11 protein-coding genes are annotated in these 21,690 nt (G+C 71.1%); 3 read left to right on the top strand and 8 right to left on the bottom strand.

Annotated elements, in window-relative coordinates; all coding sequences use genetic code 11:
- The first annotated feature begins 1 nt into the window (after nt 1).
- Nucleotides 2-1,195, top strand: coding sequence for an L-2-hydroxyglutarate oxidase (gene lhgO, locus HQ312_RS19145; protein WP_222640659.1), 1,194 nt, complete (start codon nt 2-4; stop codon nt 1,193-1,195).
- Between the two features lie 90 nt (nt 1,196-1,285).
- Here the strand turns inward: lhgO and HQ312_RS19140 are convergent, their stop codons facing one another.
- On the bottom strand, nt 1,286-2,200 hold the full coding sequence (locus HQ312_RS19140; protein WP_222640657.1) for a type IV toxin-antitoxin system AbiEi family antitoxin domain-containing protein: 915 nt from the start codon (nt 2,198-2,200) through the stop codon (nt 1,286-1,288).
- 326 nt (nt 2,201-2,526) lie between these two features.
- Nucleotides 2,527-5,994 (bottom strand): (Fe-S)-binding protein, encoded by a 3,468-nt coding sequence (locus HQ312_RS19135; protein WP_222640655.1) that lies wholly within the window; start codon nt 5,992-5,994, stop codon nt 2,527-2,529.
- Nucleotides 5,995-6,487: 493 nt separating this feature from the next.
- Here HQ312_RS19135 and HQ312_RS19130 point away from each other — a divergent pair, with 493 nt between their 5' ends.
- The gene (locus HQ312_RS19130) at nt 6,488-7,189 is read left to right on the top strand and encodes an ammonium transporter (RefSeq protein WP_222640653.1); all 702 of its coding nucleotides are present in this window, start codon (nt 6,488-6,490) and stop codon (nt 7,187-7,189) included.
- Between the two features lie 65 nt (nt 7,190-7,254).
- Here HQ312_RS19130 and HQ312_RS19125 read toward each other — a convergent pair whose 3' ends face one another.
- From HQ312_RS19125 to HQ312_RS19100, 6 genes are all read right to left on the bottom strand, one after another.
- Nucleotides 7,255-7,593 (bottom strand): hypothetical protein, encoded by a 339-nt coding sequence (locus HQ312_RS19125; RefSeq protein ID WP_308115504.1) that lies wholly within the window; start codon nt 7,591-7,593, stop codon nt 7,255-7,257.
- 458 nt (nt 7,594-8,051) lie between these two features.
- The gene (locus tag HQ312_RS19120) at nt 8,052-9,296 is read right to left on the bottom strand and encodes a S1 family peptidase (RefSeq protein WP_222640831.1); all 1,245 of its coding nucleotides are present in this window, start codon (nt 9,294-9,296) and stop codon (nt 8,052-8,054) included.
- Between the two features lie 228 nt (nt 9,297-9,524).
- The gene (locus tag HQ312_RS19115; RefSeq protein WP_222640651.1) at nt 9,525-10,628 is read right to left on the bottom strand and encodes a hypothetical protein; all 1,104 of its coding nucleotides are present in this window, start codon (nt 10,626-10,628) and stop codon (nt 9,525-9,527) included.
- 164 nt (nt 10,629-10,792) lie between these two features.
- On the bottom strand, nt 10,793-11,884 hold the full coding sequence (locus tag HQ312_RS19110) for a hypothetical protein (RefSeq protein WP_222640648.1): 1,092 nt from the start codon (nt 11,882-11,884) through the stop codon (nt 10,793-10,795).
- On the bottom strand, nt 11,881-13,824 hold the full coding sequence (locus tag HQ312_RS22260; RefSeq protein WP_222640646.1) for a LuxR C-terminal-related transcriptional regulator: 1,944 nt from the start codon (nt 13,822-13,824) through the stop codon (nt 11,881-11,883). The genes HQ312_RS19110 and HQ312_RS22260 overlap by 4 nt, the downstream gene beginning before the upstream one ends.
- Nucleotides 13,821-15,641 (bottom strand): Hsp70 family protein, encoded by a 1,821-nt coding sequence (locus HQ312_RS19100; RefSeq protein WP_222640644.1) that lies wholly within the window; start codon nt 15,639-15,641, stop codon nt 13,821-13,823. Before HQ312_RS19100 ends, HQ312_RS22260 begins: the two co-directional genes overlap by 4 nt.
- 353 nt (nt 15,642-15,994) lie before the next feature.
- Between HQ312_RS19100 and HQ312_RS19095 the strand changes: the two genes are divergently transcribed.
- A complete protein-coding gene (locus tag HQ312_RS19095) occupies nt 15,995-21,640 on the top strand; it encodes an IniB N-terminal domain-containing protein (RefSeq protein WP_222640642.1) in 5,646 nt (1,881 codons plus the stop codon).
- The last annotated feature ends 50 nt before the right edge of the window (nt 21,641-21,690 follow it).

Genomic DNA, 21,690 nt, shown 5'->3' with positions numbered 1-21,690 from the left:
CATGCACGGTGGGCACGTGGTGGTGGTCGGGGCCGGCATCGTGGGCCTCGCGACGGGGCGGGCGCTGGTGCGCCGCGGGTACCGGGTGACGGTGCTGGACAAGGAGTCGGACACCGCGACGCATCAGACGGGCAACAATTCCGGTGTCATCCATTCGGGTCTCTACTACGCGCCCGGCAGCCTCAAGGCCACGCTCGCCGTGTCCGGGTCCGTGTCGATGCGGGACTTCGCCCGCGAGCACGACCTGCCCGTCGACGTCTGCGGCAAGCTCGTGGTCGCCACCACCGAGGCGCAGGTACCGGCACTGCGAGCCCTGGCCGAGCGCGGCGCCGTCAACGGGGTGCCGTGCCGGATGATCACCGCGGACGAGGCGCGAGAGTACGAACCCGCGGTGCGCGCGGTGGCGGCGCTGCGGGTGGAGTCCACCGGCATCGTCGACTACCGGGCGGTGTGTGCCACGCTGCGACGCGAGATCGAGGACGCCGGCAGTGACGTGGTGCTGGGCGCCGAGGTCGTCGCGATCAGTGGATCGGTCGAGGTGCGCTGTCGCACAGGGCAGTCGGAGACGCTGATCGCTGCCGACCTGCTGGTGAACTGCGCCGGACTGCACAGCGACCGCATCGCCCGCATGGCCGGAGTCACCCCGGCCGTCCGCATCCTGCCGTTCCGCGGCGAGTACTTCGAACTGGCACCGCAGTACAGCCACCTGGTGCGCGGGCTCATCTATCCGGTGCCCGACCCGACGCTGCCTTTTCTCGGCGTCCACCTCACCCGCATGATCGACGGCACCGTTCATGCCGGACCGAATGCCGTTCTCGCACTGGCGCGCGAGGGCTATCGGTGGCGCGACATCGCGCCGCGCGACGTGGCCGATGCGCTGGCATGGCCCGGGCTGTGGCGACTCGGTCGGCGCTACTGGCGCACCGGAGCGCAGGAGGTGGCCCGGTCGGTGTCGTCCGCGCGCTTCCTCGCCAGTCTGCGCGAGCTGGTGCCGGACCTGCCCTCGGACAGCCTCGTCCCCACCCATGCGGGAGTGCGGGCGCAGGCGATCCACCGCAGCGGTGCACTGGTCGACGACTTCTACTACGAACAGCGGCCCGGCCAGGTGCACGTGCTCAACGCGCCCTCACCCGCCGCCACCGCGGCGCTGGGTATCGCGGAGCACATCGTCGGGCAGTTGGAGGGGGCGCGGTAGGGGCGGTCTGTCTTCGGGTGCTGCTTGTGGCGTCGTGCACCGGTTGCGTTGAGCTGCAACCCGTTCCGCAGGCTGGAGGGGGTGTGGATGTCACGTTCGGCGTGCGGATCGTGCCTTGGCGCGGCGGATCCGCCCGATGATCGACTCGGGGAACTCCAGATCGCCCCACGTCCAGCGCGCCATCTCGTACCCCGTGTCGCGGATCTCGTCCTCCCGGAGCTTCTCGCGCCACAGCACGTCAGCGGGAGTGTCACCCGTGGGCACGAGGCGGCCGTACTTCACGCGCCCGTCGAACTCGCCCACCACGTTCGACTCGGGCAGGAAGAAGTCGACGCGATGAGATCGGTTCGCACAGTGCACCATTCGCTGCACCTCGACGACGAAGCCCGACTCGTGGAGCAGTACGCGGCTCCGTGACTCGCCGACACTCTCCGCTCCCGCGTTCATGAACCGAGCCACCCGCAGCGCGCGAGCGTGGCCGTTGCGGGTCGGCCGTCGGGCGAGGACAGCCGCCACCTCCGTGCCGAGTACCCCGAGCCGCCGCGCCGCATCGTCCGCCGCGCAGACCGCCTGCTCGAACGGGAGGCTGCAGGCCAGGTCCGCGATCGTGCGGGCCACAGTGGTCACGCGGAGACCTTCCACCTCGGTGACCTCGTCCGGGTCGTAAGGCGATGCGTGCACTGTGCGGAGCTGTCCGCGGCGACCCCCTGTTCTACGGTTCCGCGTCAGGTGGACGGTGCCCAGCGGCACGTCCCACAGCGTGATCCCGTGCAGCAGGGCGGCACTCGCGTGGCTCGACACGGTGTCGGGGGCGGTTGCGCGCGCCATGGTTGCCCGCACGACGAGGAGGTGCCGATCGGTGTCGGTCAGGTTCTCGATGTCAGGCGCACCCGCGTAGGCCCCGCGGCGCAGGCGGGTGAGGGTGCCGTCGCGGCAAAGTCGGCGGAGCTCGGAGTCGGTGAATCCGTCGGTCAATGCCTGAGAGCGCGTGATGATGCGGGCCATGCGCCGAAGGTTGCCGCACCGGTGGTGCTCGGGCGGGCCTCCGGTGCCGCGCTGGGGATCGCCCGAGGCCTGTGGATGCGTGAGCTGCACAGGGTCCGTGACGCGTACACCCCTCGCAGCACGCTGGACAGGGTGTTCGGTGGTGGCAAGTGGTGTGTGGCTCTGGGGGAGCGGAGCCGCGTGCCGGGTGCTGCCTTCTGCGGTGCGGGGCCTGTGGTGCCTTCTGCGGTGCGGGGACTGCGGTCCCGAGCCGCACACCGCACACAACGCGAACACCCTCCCCAGCACGCTGGAGAGGGTGTTCGGCTACAGCAACGGGTGTTCGGTCAGGACCTCTTGCCCGGCGCCTTCGCTCCCGACTTGAACCCGAGCCCACCGGCCTTCGGCTGCGGTGGCGCCGGGGTGTCTGCGGGCTCCGCAGCACCGTTCGACTCCGCGGCGCCGTTCGACTCGGCAGCACCGTTCGACTCCGGCGTAGGAGCGGCCGTCTCCTCGGGTGCCTGCTCTGCGGGTGCCGCCGACTCCGGTGCCTCCGACTCGGCAGGTGCCGCCGGCTCCGGCGCTGCGGCGGGTGCCGCGGAACCCGGTGCCTTGGCGCCCGGCTTCTTGAACCCGGACTTCACGGCGAGACCCTTCGCCTTGACGGTCGGCATCGACTCGGTCGCCTGTGCCGGTGCCGGTGCAGAAGCCTCAGCGGGAGCCTCGGCAGAAGCCTCGGCAGGAGCAGATGCCTCGGACGGTGCCTCAGACGCCGGTGCGGGTGCAGAAGCCTCCGCCGGTGCCTCAGCCGCCGGTGCGGCCGCGGAACCCGGTGCCTTGGCGCCGGGCTTCTTGAACCCGGACTTCACGGCGAGACCCTTGGCCTTGACGGTCGGCATCGACTCCGACGCCTGTGCCGGTGCCTCGGCAGCCGGTGCTTCGGCGGAAGCCTCGGGAGCGGGAGCCTGGGAAGCGGGAGCCTCGGAAGCGGGAGCCTCGGAAGCAGGAGCCGCAGAAGCAGGAGCCGCTGAACCCGGTGCCTTGGCGCCGGGCTTCTTGAACCCGGACTTCACGGCGAGACCCTTGGGCTTGACCGTCGGCAACGACTCCGATGCCTCACTGGCCGTCTCGGCGGGAGCGTCGGTCGGTTCCGGCTTCTCGGCCGGAGCAGCTGCGGCAGATCCCGGTGCCTTCGCGCCCGGAGGACGACCCTTGAGCTGCAGCCCCTTGCCGCCCGGTGCCTTCGCCTTGCCGGCCATGCCGAGGCCCTTCGGCTTGGACGCGTCGGCTGCGTCGTCACCGTCGGCGTTGGGCGACTCGGCGGGCTCGGCCGGAGCCTTCGCACCGGGTGCCTTGGCGCCCGGAGCCTTGGCCAGGCCCTTCATCTTCAGACCCTTGCCGGGCGCGGGGGCAGCGGGATCGCCACCCGCAGCAGCCGTCTCGATCTCCTCGACGCGACCCTTCTCCTCTGCGGCGGCGACGTCCTCGGTGGCGACGGACTCGGCCTTGGGGGTGTCGACGGGCTCCTCGGCAGGGACGACCACGGGCTTGGCCCGCGGCACCACCTTGATGTTCTCGCCGAGCTGTGCGGAGTCCAGGCGCGTGATCGAGCTGAGGAGCATCTGCGAGACGTCGATGACCTCGACGTTGTCGTTGCCACCGGCCTCCTGGCGTGCGGTGACACCGTCGTTGAGCATGACCCGACAGAAGGGGCAGCCGGTCGCGATCTTCTGCGTCGCGGTAGTGCTGCCACCCAGGGTGTCGAGCGCTTCGTCGACGCGGTCGATGTTGATCCGCTTGCCGATCTTCTCTTCCATCCACATGCGAGCACCACCGGCGCCGCAGCACATGGAGCGCTCGCCGTGACGCGGCATCTCCTTGAGTGTGGAGCCCGACGCCGCCATCAGCTCGCGGGGTGCGTCGTACACCTTGTTGTGGCGTCCCAGGAAGCACGGGTCGTGGTACGTGACGTCCTCTTGCACCGACGCCACCGGCACCAGCTTCTTGGCCCGCACGAGGCGGTTGAGCAGCTGGGTGTGGTGGACGACCTCGTACTTGCCGCCCACCTGCGGGTACTCGTTGCCGAGTGCGTTGAAGCAGTGCGCGCACGTGACGACGATCTTGCGACGGCTCTCGTCGACACCCTCGAACACGGAGTTCAGGGTCTCGATGTTCTGCATCGCGAGCTGCTGGAACAGGAACTCGTTGCCCGCGCGGCGAGCGGAGTCGCCGGTGCAGGTCTCCTCGGCGCCGAGCACCATGAACTTCACGCCAGCGGTGGCGAGCAGTTCCGCGACGGCCTTGGTGGTCTTCTTCGCGCGGTCCTCGTAGGCGCCGGCGCAGCCGACCCAGAAGAGGTACTCGAAGTCCTCGAAGCTGTCGGCGTCCTGGCCGAAGACCGGCACGTCGAAGTCGAGCTCCGAGATCCAGTTGGTGCGGTCCTTGGCGTTCTGGCCCCAGGGGTTGCCCTTGTTCTCCAGGTTCTTGAACAGGCCGGCCAGTTCGGAGGGGAACTCCGACTCGATGAGCACCTGGTAGCGACGCATGTCGAGAATGTGGTCGACGTGCTCGATGTCGACGGGGCACTGCTCGACGCAGGCGCCGCAGTTGGTGCAGCTCCACAGCACCTCGGGATCGATGATTCCGCCGAGACCGCCGTCGAGGGTGGTCTCGCCGACCAGCGGGCGCTCGGCCTCGTCACGGGCGGCCTGCGGGATCTTCGCGAGCTTGGCCTCGTCCGGCTTGCCGTCCGCGTCGACCAGGCCGACCTCGTCGCCCGCCATGTCCTTGCGGCCACCGGCGAGCAGGTACGGCGCCTTGGCGTTGCCGTGGTCGCGGAGCGAAGTGATGAGCAGCTTGGGTGAGAGCGGCTTCCCCGTGTTCCACGCCGGGCACTGCGACTGGCAGCGGCCGCACTCGGTGCACGTGGTGAAGTCGAGCCAGCCCTTCCAGGTGAAGTCCTCGATCTTGCCGGCACCGAACGCGTCGACGTCGGGGTCGGCCTCCTCCATCTCGAGGACCTTGCCGCCGGACATCATCGGCTTGGCCGCGCCGAGCGCGACTCCGCCGTCGTCCTCACGCTTGAAGTAGATGTTGAAGAACGCGCTGAACCGGTGCCATGCGACACCCCACGTGATGTTGCGGCCGACGATCAGCAGCCAGACCATGCCGGACATGAGCTTGACGAAGGCGAAGATCGAGACCAGGACCGCGCTCGCGGGGAGCAGCTTGGCCAGGTTCATGGTGAAGAAGTCGGTCCACGGGTTGGCGTGTCCGTAGGTGGCGATCTTGCCGGCCTTCACGAAGATCATGCCGAGGCCCTCGAGCAGCACCACGAACTCGACGAAGTAGGCGGCACGGAAGTTGGAGCCGGAGAAGCGGGAGAGGCGCTCGGGGGAGCGAGGGTGGTTCCGCTGCCGGATGATCATCAGCGTCACGATGCCGATGACGGTGCCCAGGCCCAGGATCTCGTCCATGAGGTGGTAGATCGCGAGGTCACCGATGAGTGGCCAGTGGAACTCGGGATTGAACGTCTGCCCGTAGGCCTCGAACCACAGGATGGCGCCGAGCATGAAGCCGACCATCACCAACCAGTGCGCCCAGCCGACGGAGCGGAACTTGTTCATCCGGGTGTGCGCAGCGAACTCGATGCACATCTGCTTGAACCGCGGAACGAACGGTCGCAGACGTGTCTTGTCCGGCTGTCCCAGCGCGATGGATCGCACCATCATCGCGGCACCGCGGAAGAAGTAGGCCCAACACACGATGCTGAGCAGGGCACCGACGGTGCCGAGGGTGATCGTCAGGGCATTCATGACGCTGCCTTTCTTCGGCGACGGCCATTCCGTCGCCCTACGCTTCCGGCCGGCCATAGGGGGCGGTCCGACGGTCAGCCCGGATGCATCTGTCCCACTCGAAGTTACCAGCCGGTAACCACAAGGGTTCTACCGATCGGTAACTTAGCATTTCGGTCGACATCACCGCAGGTCGGACGGAGGGCTGGTCCGTCCCGCACACGCGATGAGCCCTACCGTATTACGGCACAGCGACAGGCCTCCCGCACAGGTATTCCTAACTTGCCTCGTGGGTAACTTCGGGCCGCCGAGGAAGTCGCCCCTCATCGCGACCATTTTGTTACCCTTCACGAGCCACCTCGTCCGTGAATGAGGTCACATCGTGGCTGTTCACACGGACAATTCCCGGATCGAGCACTGGAAACGGACCTGATATTCGGTTGTGTCCCTGTCAACCGCTACAGTGCTCGTGTCGGGGTCCGACACCACGAACCTGAACGAACGGAACATCTAGATGACACTGCGTCGACTCGTCGCAACCTCTGCGATCGCGATCGCCTCCCTGGGCGTGGCCACCGGTACTGCGTACGCGCAGCCGGCCACCACCACCCCCTCCGCGACGACCACCGAGAGTGCTCCCGCGGAGAACTCCGAGCTGAACTGGGCATCGCGCGTCGAGGCCGGTGGCGTCGTCACCACCGTCGACGCCGGTATGTTCCGTGCGTCCGACGACGGCAAGGCCGTCGTCCTCGAGGACGAAGAGGGCAACGACGTCCTGAGCCTCCCGCTGTCGTTCAACCTCAACGGCATCGAGTTCCCCTACGGTGTCGAGTACACCGACGAGGGCCGCACCGTGAAGCTCATTCCGAACCTCGCGGCACCGATCGGACCGGCTTCTCCCGTCGCGCTCGAGCAGAATGCGGCATCGCCTGCTGAGAACACCGCTGCTACCCAGGACTTCGCCTCGCAGCTGAGTCTCGCGACTGCAGTCGGCGGCCTCGGTGGCACCATCGTCGGCGGCATCATCGGTGGCGCCATCGGCCTCAGCACGTGCGCGGTCATCGCGCTCGCTTGCTTGGCAACCATCCCGACTGCCGCCACCATCGGTGGAGTTATCGGCACGATCGTAGTTGGCGGCCCGGCTCTGGCCGTAGCCGGCTTCGAGTACCTGAACACGCTGAATGCGGCGCCGGGAACCACGAAGTACGCGAACTAAGATCGACAGCGAAGAAGGCCGCCACCCATCGGGTGGCGGCCTTCTCTCGTTTCAGGCGGAGTGGATCAGAGCCAGGGAACGGCGGCGGCGAGGAAGATGCCACCCGCGATCACACCGACGGCTCCGGTGAGCAGTCCGATGACGGTGTCTGCGCGATCGGCATCGGGAACGCGGGTCGCCAGGACGCCGGCGACGAGCGCGGCGATGCCCAGCAGAACGCCGAAGCCGAAGCTCCAGAACGCCACCACCGACAGCGCGCCCAACAGCACGGAAGCGTCGGCGAGTCGGGGATCGCGGGCAACGGAACTCAGGGCCGCCCGAGCAGACGACATCTTTGCCGCCGTGTAGATCGCGGCGGGGGATTGAGTCTCGCGGGGGAGTGACGAATCGGCGATGTCGGTCACAGCGATACCTCCTTCGGGGAACGGCCGAAGGTCATCGGGTATCGAACGCAGCGCAGCACAGCGGTACACCTCCTCGTGGGATGAACGGAACGGTCGACACTCGGACGTCACCGACGCTGGTGACGGAGTGGACTGCGCGTGTCCCACGATACCACTGTGACCAGAGTGCGTTACGCGACGGAATCCGAAAAGTGATGCGCCCGTGTCATATTGGTTCCCTCCAGAAATGGCGACAGCCCGCCGTCCGAAGACGACGGGCTGCGATCACTGCGCAGTCGGTCAGCTCAGAACGCCGGCATTCGAGACGATCTGCACGATGTAACCGATCACCGTGAAAGCAAGTTCGAAGAAATCCATGTCGGGCCTTTCATGAATGAAACGCACCCACTCGAGGCGCGGAGGCGCCTCGCCTCGACACGTGACATTACCGCACCAAGGAGACCGAACGTTGTGCTATCTCACGATGTGCGGACGGTCGTTCCGGTGGCCGCGGTGACGGCGTCGACAGGTATGCCCAGGCTGGCGGTTCCGCCGTACTGAGCCAAGGCCAGGTTCGCCTCGCCGCAGCTCGGAGCAGCGCCGCTGTTGGATCCGCTGGTGATGCCCAGTGCGAGTGTCCCTGTGACGATGGCGCCGCCGCTGTCACCCGCGAGAGTGCAGGCGGTACTGGCGAATCCACGCACCGTGCGGCTGTCGCCGTCACCCAGGAAGAGCTGCGTCTCGACGCGGTCCGCAGCGACGAGACCACACGTGAAGGACGACGCCTGACCGGACTTGCACACCGGGGCACCGATGACGGGCGAGGCCGTTCCGGTGATCGTGAGGGCGGTGCCGTTGGCTCCCCGCACGGTGGGCTGGTCGAGCCCCGCGGCCACGCCGGCGTCGTTCAGCGCGATGACGGAGTAGTCGAGTCCGTCGCCGCCGCCGACACTCGACGTGGTGAAGTCGCCGACGGGAGTACTGGCGCGGATGTCGTCACGATTGGGCAGGTAGACCGAGGCGGAGTTGCCCGGATCACAGTGTCCCGCAGAAAGACTGACCGGCGTGCCGGCCCCGTCGGTGGCGCTGAACCCGAACGAGCAGATCTCGATGTCCTCGAGCGGCGCGGTGGTGATGTCGCCGGCGGACGTCACGTAGTCGTCGCCGCCCATCACGGCAGGCGGAGGCGTCGGACCGGGAGCGGGTGGGGACAGCTGCACCTGGAGGTTGGCGATGGCGGTCGGCAGATTCAGTGCGCGCCCGATCGGACCGTTGGCGATGTCGACGATCACCCGTCCGCCGAGCACGTCGACAGCCGCCGAATTGATCTGTGACGAGACCTCGCGGGGCAGACCCGACACCCAGCGACCGAAGTCGTCGAGGGACTGCTCGAGCGTGTCCGCCGACACGGGCGACTGGCGGCTGCGGTAGCCGTCCTGCGCCACCTGGCTCGCGGCCTCCGAGGTGGTGACCGCGACGACGGGAACGCCGTCGTCGCCGATCCAGGCACCCGCGAAGTCCGCCGGGCGCTGCTGACGGAAGTCGTCGGCGTAGGTACGAAGCTTCTGCGCCTCGGCAGCGCGGTCGAGGTACTCCTGCGGCGACATGTGCAGATCGCGCTGCACGGCGTCGACCAACTCGGACGGGAGGCGATCCGCGGACAGCTGCTCGGGAGCCGCCGACGCGGGTGCTGCGCCGGCAGTGGCGGTGCCGAGGCTCAGCATCAGCAGCGACGCGCCCACCACCCCCATCACCCGTGCGCTGCGAGATGCGCCGCTCGACTCGGAGTGACTCTGGCCCGTGGCCGCTGTGGCCGCCGAGTTACGCAAGAAGTTCCCTTCGCAGTGGTGACAGTCCGTGGCCCGTCGGGTCCGCACATGGTTCGCAGAGGTACCGATGCCAGCGCACGAGCATAGGGCATCATCCTGAGTGTTTCCGGCGCCCGACGAGCGTCAGGGACGGTTCACAGAACCGGGAGAGGTACGCGAGACGGACCGGGCCGGGGCAGTGGTCTCCGAGGCCGAGGTTTCCGGTGTCGTGGTGGCGATTGTCGTGGACGGTGCCGTCGTGGTGGTGGTGGTGGTGGTGTCTGGAGGGGGTGGGGACCCGACTCCACCGAATATCCCACCATCAGGAAACAGATCGAGCGGCTCCACGATGTCGGTGAGGCCGCTGGGTTCCGGCAGCGAGGGCGGCATCGTCTCCGTGACAGGGTCGAGCGTGTCGATCTCCGGAGCCGGGGCCTCCTGCACCGGAGCCGGTGCCTGCTCCTGGACGGGCAGCGGCGCGGCGGACGTCGTGGTGCTGTCCAACGACGACGTCACGACGGGAGCGGCGGGCGTGATGGCCTGCTGCGAGTTCAGGGGCGCGACCGAGCTGGAGTCGAGGTCGTGGGTGCCCACGGCGCCGCCGACGGCGAGGAACGCGAGAGCCACCGCGGCGACCGAGACCGCCGCGCGCGTGGGTGTTCTCCTATGTGGTCGAGTGTGAGCGGTCTTACCGGTGGCCGAGTCGGACACCATCGCCGCGAATGCCTTGTCCGAGGCCGCCGAGGTGAGCGGCGACGACCGACGTGAGGCTGCGGCGCGAACGGCCGCCGCCGGGCTCTCCGACGTCGCAGGAGTCAGCGAGCAGTCCTGCAGACCGACGTAATCGAGGGCGTCCCGCAACGCGGCTACCGACTCGGCGGACAGTCCTGCTGGGTGGAGCAGCGTGCATCGAGCGTCGGCGGGCAGAGAGTAGAGCTCCGACAGCATGCCCGTCAGAGCGTGGACGAATCCGGCGACGAGATCCTCGGCGCGCACCACGCGACCGTCGGCCAGTCCGAGTCCGCGAGTGTCGCCCACCGCGACGAGAAAACCGCGAACGCCCTGGTCGGAGTCATCGAGGCGCACGCGTCCATCGGGGTCCAGGCCCACCGCCGTCGGGCACTCGAACAGCTCGGTACCACCGTCGATGTCGACCGACACGGCCGTCTCGGCATCGGTCACCGCCATGACGAGGTGGATCGTCTTGTCGACCCGGGGTCCGTCGAACCCCTGGCTGCGCGCGCTCATTCGGACTCGACCCCCTCGGCGAGTTGCAGACACGGTGCCACGTCGACCGCGAGCACCCGTCCGATCACCGTACCGGTCGTCACGGTGAGGGGGTACCCGATGGGCTCCGCCCCCCGTGCGCGCTTCGCGCATCCCGCGGCACGCACAACGCGCACGGGAAGCACTCAGCCGCCGGTCGGCGGGTCGTCCGCGGTCTCGTCCGAGTCTTCGATCGGTGCATCGGGCGACGGTGACGGCGACGGACTGGTGGGCGAGGGCTCCACGACGACGGGCGGGTCGCTCGGCACGGGTTCGGGTGCCGGCTCGGGTGCCGGAGCCGGGGCGGGAGCAGGAGCGGGCGCGGGCGCGGGTGCCGGCACGGGGTCCGGTGCGCGCGGGGGCACCGTCGTGGTGATCCGAGCAGGTGCACGTGTGGCCTCGACGGGCGCGGGTGCGCCGGGGACGACGGTCGGGAAGCCGATGCTGGTGGACGGAGCGGGACGAGTCGTCGTCGGCCGCGCGGTGACACCGGCGGCGTCCTCGACGGCCGGAACCGCGGTGCTGACCGTCCGATCGGACGCGAGGTAGGCGATACCGCCGCCCACGATCAGCAGGGTCGCGACTGCGGCCGCCACGAGGAGGGCGAGGGGGCCGCGCGGTGTCGACCTCGATGCACCGCTGTCGGTGGCTGTCGAGGCGGCAGCGGTCGCGAGCAGCGGTGCCCCCGTCGTCGGCGCGAGCCCGGCGGCGGCACGTGCGGCGGCCGCGGCGGCGGCCAGCCGTTCCTCCGACGCGCCGAGGGTGGCGTGGGGATCGGCCGACTCGGGATGCAGCGTCAGCGCGGTGAGTCCGACGAAGTCGAGCGCCTCCCGCAGCGCGGCGATGCGCTCGGGTGACCAGTCGGCGGGATGGGCAGCTCCGGCCGTGAGGACGCGGACGTCCTCGCCGGCGTCGACGGTCTCACTGAGCAGCAGGAACATCATGGTCGCGACGAGGTCCTCGGCGCGCATGGGTACGCCGCGGGACGAGACCACGCCGGACGGGTCACCGACGCGAGCCATGAAGCGATCGACGACGTCGATGTCCGCCGTCAGCGCGTCGGGTCGGTGCAGTGTCGTCGTGCCGTCGGGCAGGAGGTAGAGGACCGTCTCGGCCGTCACCGGCACGCGGACCAGTTCACCCGAGGTCGTCGACACCACGACGGCCGTCGACGTCAGATCGGTGATGTGGATCCCGGTGGCTCGGGTGATCGGTGCGGCGTCGTGCCCGGTGTTCATGCGTGTACCCGTCGTTCCTTGTCCTGTGCGTAGCCGGCCGCGCGGAGCATCGACAGCATCTGCGAGCGCGACTGCGCTCCCAGACGTCGACGGATCCGTGCGACGTGGTGCTCGACCGTCTTGGCCGAGATGTACATCTGGGCGCCGATCTCGCGGTACGTCAGGCCCAGTACGAGATGATGCGCCACCTCCGCCTCGCGCTCGGTCAGCGCCCCCAGCGACGCGGAACCGGGCTCGGTGGGCTCGGCCGTCGCCGCGACGGCACCGATGTCGCGGGCGATCTGCAGCAGGGCGGTGGCGTCGCGGGTGTCGGCGACACGCAGGGCGGCGTCACTGGCGAGCCGCGCCGCGTCCCAGGCGTGCCCGAACTTCTCCAGGGTGCGAGCGGACGTCTCGACCTCGGCGACGTCGGGCTCGCCCTGCAGGACGCGGAGCCATGCTTTGCCGGCGGAGGCGAGTGCTGCGGCGTGCGGACTGCGGTCGGCGAACGAGCCGAGCGCACGAGCGTGGGGGAGCAGGTCGGCCGGGGCGCCGCCGAGGATGGCGGCCTGCACGCCGTACCAGTGCCACGTGGCCGCCCAGGTCGGTGGTTCGCCGAGCGAGGCGACCAGTGCGGTGGCCGCGGAGACGGAGTGCGCGATGCGTGCCGTGTCCCCGAGGCGCACTGCGGCGAGCCACAGTTCACCGAGCGGGATGAGGGAGAAGAGATCGGGTTCGGCCTCCGCGACGGTGCGCCGGGCCTCCTGCCACGCGGACATGAGGGCGCCGGTATCTCCGCGTCGGCGGGCGGTGGCGACGCGAAGTGCGAAGTAGGACAGGGCGTCCCGTTGGGGGAGCGTGGCCGGGTCGACGCCCGAGGTGGGATCGACACCCGTGTCGCCGGCCACGAGTGCCGACCAGGCGAGCAGCAGACGGCACCGCGTGGACACCGCGCATCCCGGGTCCGCGGCAATGGTCTCGGTCAGCACCGCTCGGGCGGTGGCGGGGTCGCCGGTGTGCAGAGCGATCAGTGCCGCGATCACCGCGGGATGTTCCGGCTCGGCCCGGGCGCCCACCGCGGTGTCGGCCATCGAGGCGGCGCGCAGCAGCGAACCCGTTGCCACAGTGGCGGGTTCGGTCAGTGAGTCGAGGAGCCCGCGGGCCACCAGCGTCGAGCGGGCGTTCGCCGACGTGGGCGGGACGGGGCGGAGGCCGCCGTGCGCGCGGACGAACGTCGCGGCGCAGTCGGCGTCCCCCACGGCGAGAAGCGTCGTCACCGCGTACGCCGCATCCGGTCCGATGCGGTCCGGCCCGAGCCACCGGTAGAGGTCGGCGGCGTGCGACGCGGTGCCGCGCATCAGTGCGACCGTGGACGCGACGCGAACGGCTCCGCGTACTCCGTCGGGTGACGGCGCCTCGGCGGACAGCACCGCGTCCACCGTGAGCGCCGCAGTGTCGAGATCTCCGCTCGCGAGCAGGGCGTCGGCGTAGGGCACGGAGATGTCGGTGCCCTGCGCACCCGCCGCGGAGGCCGCGTCCCAGAGTCGTCGTGCGGCGAGACGGTCTGCGGCGGAGGCCAATCCGACCAGGTGCTGTGCGAGATCGGGATCGCGCAGACCCGCATCCGCGAGCGAGACCGCGAGATCACCACCGAGACCGCCACTGTCGAGGTGCACCCGTGCCAGGCGACGCAGCACGCCGAGCATTCCGTGCTCGCCCATCACCACGCGCAGGGCACCGCGCGCGGAGTCCGACAGCAGGCCCTCGTCGGACAGGACCCCGCAGCCCCGGGTGCGCTCCACGGCGGCGGCGGCGTCGGGCATCGGGACGTCGGCGACATCGGCGACGAGATACGGATCCGGGGCCACACCGACCGACGCGAGCGTCACCACCACGAGGGCGGTGTGATCGTGCGCGGACAGCAGAGCGTCGAGGGCCGATCGCTCGTCGGGCGAAGTCACAGTCCGAGGGGACTCGTCAGCGTTCCGACTGCACCGCCCAGACCGGCGCCGACACCGCCCAAGGTGTCACCCACGCCTCCGACGACACCGCCGAGGCCGTCCGTGACTCCGCCGATGACGTTCGGCGGTGTGTACTGCGGCAGCGAGGGTGCGGTGTAGGCCGGAGCCTGGGGCACCTGCGGTACCTGGACCGTCGGGACGCTCGGAGCGGTGAACTGGGGCGCCGGTGCGTTCGGCACAGCAGCGTTCGGCGCGGTGGCGCCCGGTACCGCGGCCGATCCGGTCGAGCCGGGCGCGGTCGCGCCGGGAGCCGCAGCCCCCGGTGCTGCTGCGGCGCCGCTGGTCGGCGCTCCGGCGGCTCCGGTGGTGCGCAGCTGTCCCGTCACGGGGTCGACGCCGGCGGCGGCGGTGGTCGGGGTCGCGCTCACGGAACCGTCCGCGGCGGCCGGGGCCACCGCGCTGCTGGTGGAGGGGCCGGTGTTCTCCGACGATCCGCCGACGAGGCCGGTGCCGACGGAGAGGCCACCCGCGGCCAGCAGGATCACGGCAGCGGCGACGCCACCGATGACGGCGGTGCGCTTACCGCGCGACGGGGCGTCCTTGGCGTGTGCCGAGCGCGACACCGGTGCGGGCGTGGAGGTTCGGGCCGAGGCGGGACGCTCGGTGACCGGAGGGAGCAGGTCGGTCTCGTCGTCGTCGACGGTGGAACCGGCGGCGACGGCAGCGAGTGCCGCTGCGCCCGGGCGGTTCAGTTCTGCTCCGGCAGAAGCGATGTCGGCGGCGAGCAGTGCGGCTCCAGTCGCGGCGGTGGCCGCGGGCTGTTCGCCGACGGTCACCGGCTTGCGCAGCGCGGAGGACACGGTCTCGGTGAGCATGGGGATCGACGCGCCGCCGCCGACCAGCAGCACGCGGTCGACCGCGTCGCCGTCGACACCCGCGGTGCGCAGCGCCTCGCCGAGTACCCGGGTGACGTCGTCGAACGTCTCGCGCAGTAGTTCCTCGATCTCCGACCGCACCAGTCGCACGTCGGTGTCGATGCCGGGCAGGTGCACCGGCACGACCGTCTCGGTGTCGGAGGACAGTGCTTCCTTGGCCGTCGCGCAGTGCGTGCGCAGGGTCGTGAGGGCCTCGACCGTCGCGGGATCGAAGGGATCGAGCGACGAGGAGTCGACGTTGTCGAGCACGTGCGCCAACACGACCTGGTCGATGTGGGCGCCGCTGACGTCCTCGCTGCGCGCACCGCGTCCGAGGATCGCCGAATCGGCACCCGTGCGCACGACCGACACGGTCAGGGCGCTCGCACCCAGGTCCGCGACCAGCACGACGCCGTCCGCCACCGCGTCCGGCGACTGCTGCATCCATGCCGTCGCGGCGAGAGCGTCGGGAACGAAGGTGACGTCGGTGAGGCCGTGGCGGGCAGCCGCGTTGCGGAGCCGGTCCACCGTGTACTCGGGCCACGACGTCGGGTAGGTCACCACGATCGCGGCGTCGTCGTCGGCGCCGGCCGTGCGTGCCTCGCGGACGAGGCAGTCCAGCGTCGTCGCGTAGAGCTCGTCGCCGGTGTAGCTGCGTCCGTCCTCGGTGACCAGCGCGACAGGATCGCCGACGCGGCCGGCGAAACCGGTCAGGGCCGTGGTGTCGACGGTGCCCGGCGCGGCCAGGGCGGGTTCACGGTCTGGCGTGACCGACAGTGCGGTGGATCGCACGACGGTGACGGCGTCACCGAGGTGTCCCGGACCGTCCACGGCGACCGCCGTCGAGGTGCTCGAGCCGACGTCCAGTCCCAGACCTGATGATCGTCCCTGATCCGTTGCCATGGCGCCGACTCCGTTTCCGTGCTCGTCGATATTCGTGCTCGTCAAGGCTGTGTCGGACCTGCTGTCGGGCACGTCGCCGTGACGCCGCAGCTGTCCACCGGCACTGTCGTCCCGATGGTCCGTTTCGTTACAGGTCACAAGAGTAGAGCGGTCCTATCCCCTATGCCCCCTAGTCACCCCGATCTGCCCCGGGGCGACCCCCGGGGTGCAGGAAGGGGGCTGCGCCCCGTTGGGACACCTCACTAGTCGACCTAGTTTTGATCTCAACGTGCCGAGACAGTCGGCCCGACCACCTCGACGCCTGCACACACACCGTCCGCCGACACCGGTTCACACACACCCAGGAGATCCCGATGGCCACGAACGCCGTACTCGACTTCATCCTCAGCCTTCTTCGCGACGACAAGGCCGCCGCCGCCTACTGCGCGAACCCCCAGGCCTCGCTGGACGCTGCCGGCCTGCCCGACGTGTGCCACGCCGACATCGTGGCCGTGGCGCCCATGGTCGCCGAGTCCGGACTGTTCGCCGGCGGATCGCGCCTCGCCTCGATCGTGAACGCGGGCAGCTCCTCCAACGTCGTGAACTCGACCGTCGTGAATGCGGGCAGCGTGAACAACAGCACCGTCTTCGGCGGCAACAACGTCGCCGTCGGCGGCCCCACGTTCGGCAGCAACGCGGTGAACTTCGGAAACAACAACAACAACGGAAATTTCAGCAACAACAACTTCGGGGGCTTCGACCTGGGCGGCTTCACCTTCAGCCCGACCCTCATCGGTGGCGGCCTGGCGATCGGCAGCATCGGCAACATCGGCAACCTGAACCTCGGTGACCTGGATCTGAGCGGCCTGAACCTGGCCTCGCTCGACCTCAGCGGCCTGAACCTGGCCTCGCTGGACCTCGGCGGGATCGGCGACATCGACCTGCTCGGCGGACTCGACCTCAGCCTCATCGACCTGGGCGACCTCGACATCGCGGGCCAGTTCACCACGGTCCTCGCCCTCGTCCTGGCCAACGGACTCTCCCTCGGTGGCGACCTCGCCGCCGAGTTCGGTGCCGCACTGGGCGCGGCGTTCGACGCCTTCCTCGCCCTCGGCGGCGTCCTCGACCTCGACACGCTGGTCGACCTCAGCGCCACCCTGGCCGGTGCGCTCACCGCAGCGCTCGGCCTCGGCGTGGGTGCCGGAGCCCAGCTCACGGCCGCCCTCGACGCCGTGCTCGGCACCGTCGCCGGTCTCGACCTCGACGCCGTAGTCGGTCTGTCCGGCGTTCTCTCCAACGCACTCTCGGTGGGCGGTGTGCTCGGCGCGAACGTCGGCGCCGCACTCGGTGGCGTGCTCGGCGCAGCGGTCACCGCCGGTGGCTCGCTCGGCGCCGATCTGGCCGCCGCCCTCACCGCCGGACTCGATGTCGCCGGATCGCTCGGTGTCGTCGTCGGTGGCGCGCTCGGTGTGACCACCGACATCACCGCTGCTCTCTCGGGTGCACTCGCCGCTGCCGTCGACGTCGCCGGCGATCTCGGCGCGACGCTGACCACCATCCTCGACGCGAACGTCGTCGCCGCGCTCGCAGGCACGCTGACCACCGAGCTCTCCGCGGCTCTCGGCGCAGCCCTCGCTGCCGGCGGAGACGTCGCCGGTGAGTTCGGCGCCTCCCTCGGCGCGCTCCTCGGAGCCGTCACCGGCCTGTCCGGCGCACTCGACCTCGACGCTCTTCTCGGCGTCGGCGGCACCCTCGGCGCGACCCTCGCCGGTGTGCTCGGCCTCGGCGGCGGTATCGGTGCGCAGCTCGGCGCCGCGCTCGACGGTGTCCTGGAGTTGGCCGGTGGCCTGGACCTCGCGGCCGCCCTGGCCGGCGGAGCCGACATCGCGGCCACGCTCGGCGCCACTCTCTCCACTGCCCTCAGCGGCGTGCTGGTCGCCGGCGGTACCGTCGCCGGCACGCTCGGCGCGGCCTTCGGTGCCGCCCTCGGCGGCGTCCTGGGTGCCGACCTCGGTGCTCAGCTGGTCGGACTGCTGGCCGGTGAGCTGGACCTCGGTGCGGCACTGGCCACCATCCTCGACGGCGCTCTCGGCCTCGGCGGCCTCCTGGACATCGGCGCTCTCGCCGATCTCGGTGCCCTGCTCGACGTCGACGGCGCACTCGGCCTCGGTGCCGGTGTCGTGGCCACGCTCGGCGGTTCCCTCGAGGCTCTCCTCGGTGCGGGCGGCCTGCTCGGTGGCGATCTGACCGCACTGCTCGGTGCCGATCTCGGTGCTCAGCTCGCTGCCGCGCTGGCCGGCGCTCTCGCGGTCGGCGGCGACCTGGGCGGCGACCTCGGACTCGCCCTCGGCGGCGTGCTCGCCGGACTCGTGGACGTGGCGGGCGGTCTCGACGTCGACGCGGTGGCCGGACTCGGTGCCACCCTCGCCGCAGCCCTCACCGGCGCACTCGGTGTCGGCGCAGGACTCACCGGTGGACTCGCAGCGGGCCTCACCGCTCAGCTCGGTGCCGCTCTCGACGGTGTCCTCGGCCTGGCCGGCGATCTCGACCTGCTCGGAGGACTCGGCGTGCTGGGCGACCTGAACGTGCTGAACGACCTCAGCGTCCTCGGCGACCTGGACCTCGCGGCCACCCTCGGTACCGCACTCTCCGGCGCTCTCGCCGCCGGCGGCGAGGTGGCAGCCAACCTTGGTGCCACGCTCGGCGCGGCCCTCGGCGGTGTCCTGTCCGGCGACCTCGGCGCCGAGCTCGTCGGCCTGCTCGCCGGTGGTCTGGACCTCGGTGCGGGCCTCACCACCCTGCTGGGCGGTGTCCTCGATCCGTCCGGTGCCCTCGGCCTCGGCGGCGACCTCGTCGCCACGCTCGGCACCTCGCTCGCAGCCGTGCTCGGTGCAGGCGGTCTGCTCGACGCCGATCTCGCGGGCCTGCTGACCGGCGGCCTCGCCGCGCAGCTCTCCGCCGCACTCGCGACGGCTCTCGCGGCCGGCGGCGACGTGGCGGCGAACGTGGGCCTGGCCCTGGGCGACGTGCTCGGCACGGTCACCGCGGGTCTGGACCTGGACGGTGTCCTCGGCGCCGACCTCGCAGCGGCGCTCACCGCGGCCCTCGGCCTCGACGGCGACCTGACCGGTGGACTCACCGCGCAGCTCGCCGGAGCGCTCGACGCCGCACTCGGTGTGGTCGGAGGCGCCGACATCACGGCTGCGCTCACGGGCGCACTCGCCGCCGGTGGCGACGTCGCCGCAGGACTGGGCGCGACACTCGGCACCACCCTCGCTGCCGTGCTCGGCGCCGACCTCGGCGCCCAGCTCACCGGACTGCTGGCAGGCGGCGCCGATCTCGGTACCGCACTGACCGCCGTCCTGGGCGGCGCTCTCGACCTCGACGGGGTCTTCGGCATCGGTGCCGACGCGGCCGCCGGCCTGGTCGGCACGCTCGGCACCACGCTCGCCGCCGCACTGAACGTCGGTGGCCTGACCGACGTCGACCTCACCGCACTGCTCGGCGGCGACCTCACCGCCGTTCTGGGTGCCGCACTCTCCGGCGCTCTGGGCGCCGGCGGCGCACTGGGTGGCGACCTCGGCCTGGCACTGGGCGGGCTCGTCGGTGCGGCCACCGACCTCACGGCCGGCGCCGATCTCGGACTGGTCCTCGCCGGTGCACTCGGTGTCACCGGCGATACCGCCGCCACGCTGTCGGGCGCACTCGACGCGATGCTGGGAGCTGCGGGCGGTCTCGACCTCACCGCGATCCTCGGTGCCGACGCGGACGTCGCCGCCACCGTCGGAGCCGCGCTCAGCGCAGCACTGTCGGCCGGTGGCCCTCTGGCCGCGAACGTGGGCGCCGCCCTCGGCGGCGTGCTCGGGACCGCCCTGTCGGGCGACCTCGGCGCACAGCTCGCAGGTCTGCTGGGCGGCGGCGTCGATCTGGACGCCGCACTCGGCACGGTCCTCGGCGGCGCACTCGGACTCGGCGGGCTGGTCGATCTCGACGGGCTCGCAGATCTGGACGGGCTCGGAGCCGTCGGCGGTCTGCTCGACGCCGACCTGCTGGGCGGCCTGACCGGCGCACTGGACACCGACATCGTCGGTGCGCTCGCCGGCTCGCTCGGCGCTGCCCTCGGCGCCGGCGGGCTGCTCACCGGTGACCTGCAGGCACTGCTCGGCGGCGATGTGGCGGCGCAGCTGTCCACCGCCCTCGGCGTGGCTCTCGGCCTCGGCGGCGACGCTGCCGGTGAACTCGGACTCGCCCTCGGCGGCGTCCTCGCCGGCGTCACCGACCTGACCGCGGGTGCCGATCTGGGTGCCGCCGTCACCGCCGCTCTCGGCATCACCGGTGAGGGTGCGGCCACCCTGGCCGGCGCCCTGAACACGGCGCTCGGACTCGGCGGGGCGCTCGATCTCGACGGCCTGGTCGGCGGAGATCTGGCCGCCACGGTCGGCGCTGCACTCGGCGGTGCTCTGGCCGCCGGCGGCGACGTCGCCGCCACGGTCGGCGCCACTCTCGGTGCCGCTCTCGGGGGCTCCCTGACCGCCGATCTGCAGGCCCAGCTCGGTGCACTGCTGGCCGGTGGGCTGGACCTCGACGCCGCGCTCGGCACGGTGCTCGGTGCGGCTCCGGATCTCGATCTGGACGCCGACCTCGCCGGCCTGCTCGGCGGCGCTGTCTCGACCGGCCTCGGCCTGGTCGCGGGAGTCGGCCTGCCCGACACGGAGCTGCCGGACCTCACGGGCAGCCTGGCCGCGGCACTGGGACTGGGCGGCGCAGCCGCAGCAGGACTGGGAACCGCACTGGGCACGGTGCTCGGCGGCACGGTGCTCGCCGATCTGGATGCGAACGGACTGCTCGAGGGTGACCTCGGCGGCATCGTCTCCGCCGCACTCGGCGACGCACTGAACGTCGGCGGTGTCCTCGACCTGGAGACCGACCCGGTCGGCCAGTTCGGCGCCGCGCTCAACGGGGCGCTCGGCCTCGTCGGCGGCGTGGACACCGGCGCCCTGGGCGACCTGCCCGCGACGCTGACCGCAGCTTTCGGCGTCGGCGGCACGGCGGGTGCGGAGCTCGGCGGAGCCTTCGGCGCTCTGCTCGACATCGCCGGCGGCGGCGATCCGGTGGCGTCCCTGGGAACGGCACTCGGAGCCACGGGTGACCTCACCACGATGCTCGACGCCGCACTCGACACGGCGGTCTCCGCCGGCGGCGCGCTCGACGCCGAGGGTCTGCCGATCAGCGGACTGCTCGACGCGAACACCGGCCTCGACGGCAGCCTCAGCGCACTGACCACCCTCACCGGTGGCCTCGGCGCCGTGGGTGCGGTCGCCGGCGGACTGGACGGCACCCTCACCGGTGTCGGCGGCGCGGTCACCGATCCCGACGCGGTCACCGGTGCGGTGGCGAGCCTGGGCGGCGGCCTCGCCAGCGGCCTCGGGCTGGGCCTGAACAGCGTCACGCAGGGCGGGCTCGAGCTCGGCTCGGAGCTGCAGGGCGGCCTGACCGGCGCTGCGACCGGCGCGGGCGGCGTCTTCGGCGGCTTCGAGATCTCGCCCGACGGCGAGGTCACCGGCGGACTGGACAACACGTCCGAGTTCACCGGCGCACTCGACGGCGGCATCGACGCCACCGCCGACGCGGTGGGCCAGTTCCAGAACTCCACCGACGCCGTGCTCGGCGGCGTCACCGGAGCGACAGACGGACTGGGCCTGAGCGCGGTCACCGACGTCACCGGCGACGCGCTCGGCGCCGTGACCACGGACGGCGGACTCGGCGGCGACATCGCCGGCGAGGCCACCTCCTGGCAGGACGTCGACGCCGAGGGTGCCTTCGACGGCCCCGCGGCGGCGGTCGGCGGAGTCGGCGACGGCCTCACCGACACCGTCTCCGGGCTCGGCGGCGGACTCACCGGTGGCCTGACCGACGGCCTGTCGAACACCCTCGGCGGCGGACTGAGCTCCGCGGACGACGGCCTCGACACCGGCGCTGTGGCCGATGACAACGCGGCCGACGCGGGAGACGCCAACTGATCACCCGCGCTCTGTAACACCGACGGCCCCGTACGCGCTTATGCGTACGG

This window comes from Rhodococcus sp. BP-316, assembly GCF_019836105.1.
Classification (GTDB): Bacteria; Actinomycetota; Actinomycetes; order Mycobacteriales; family Mycobacteriaceae; genus Rhodococcoides.
The sequence above is the reverse complement of the archived record's forward strand: the minus strand, read 5'-3'. Positions and strand labels throughout refer to the sequence as shown.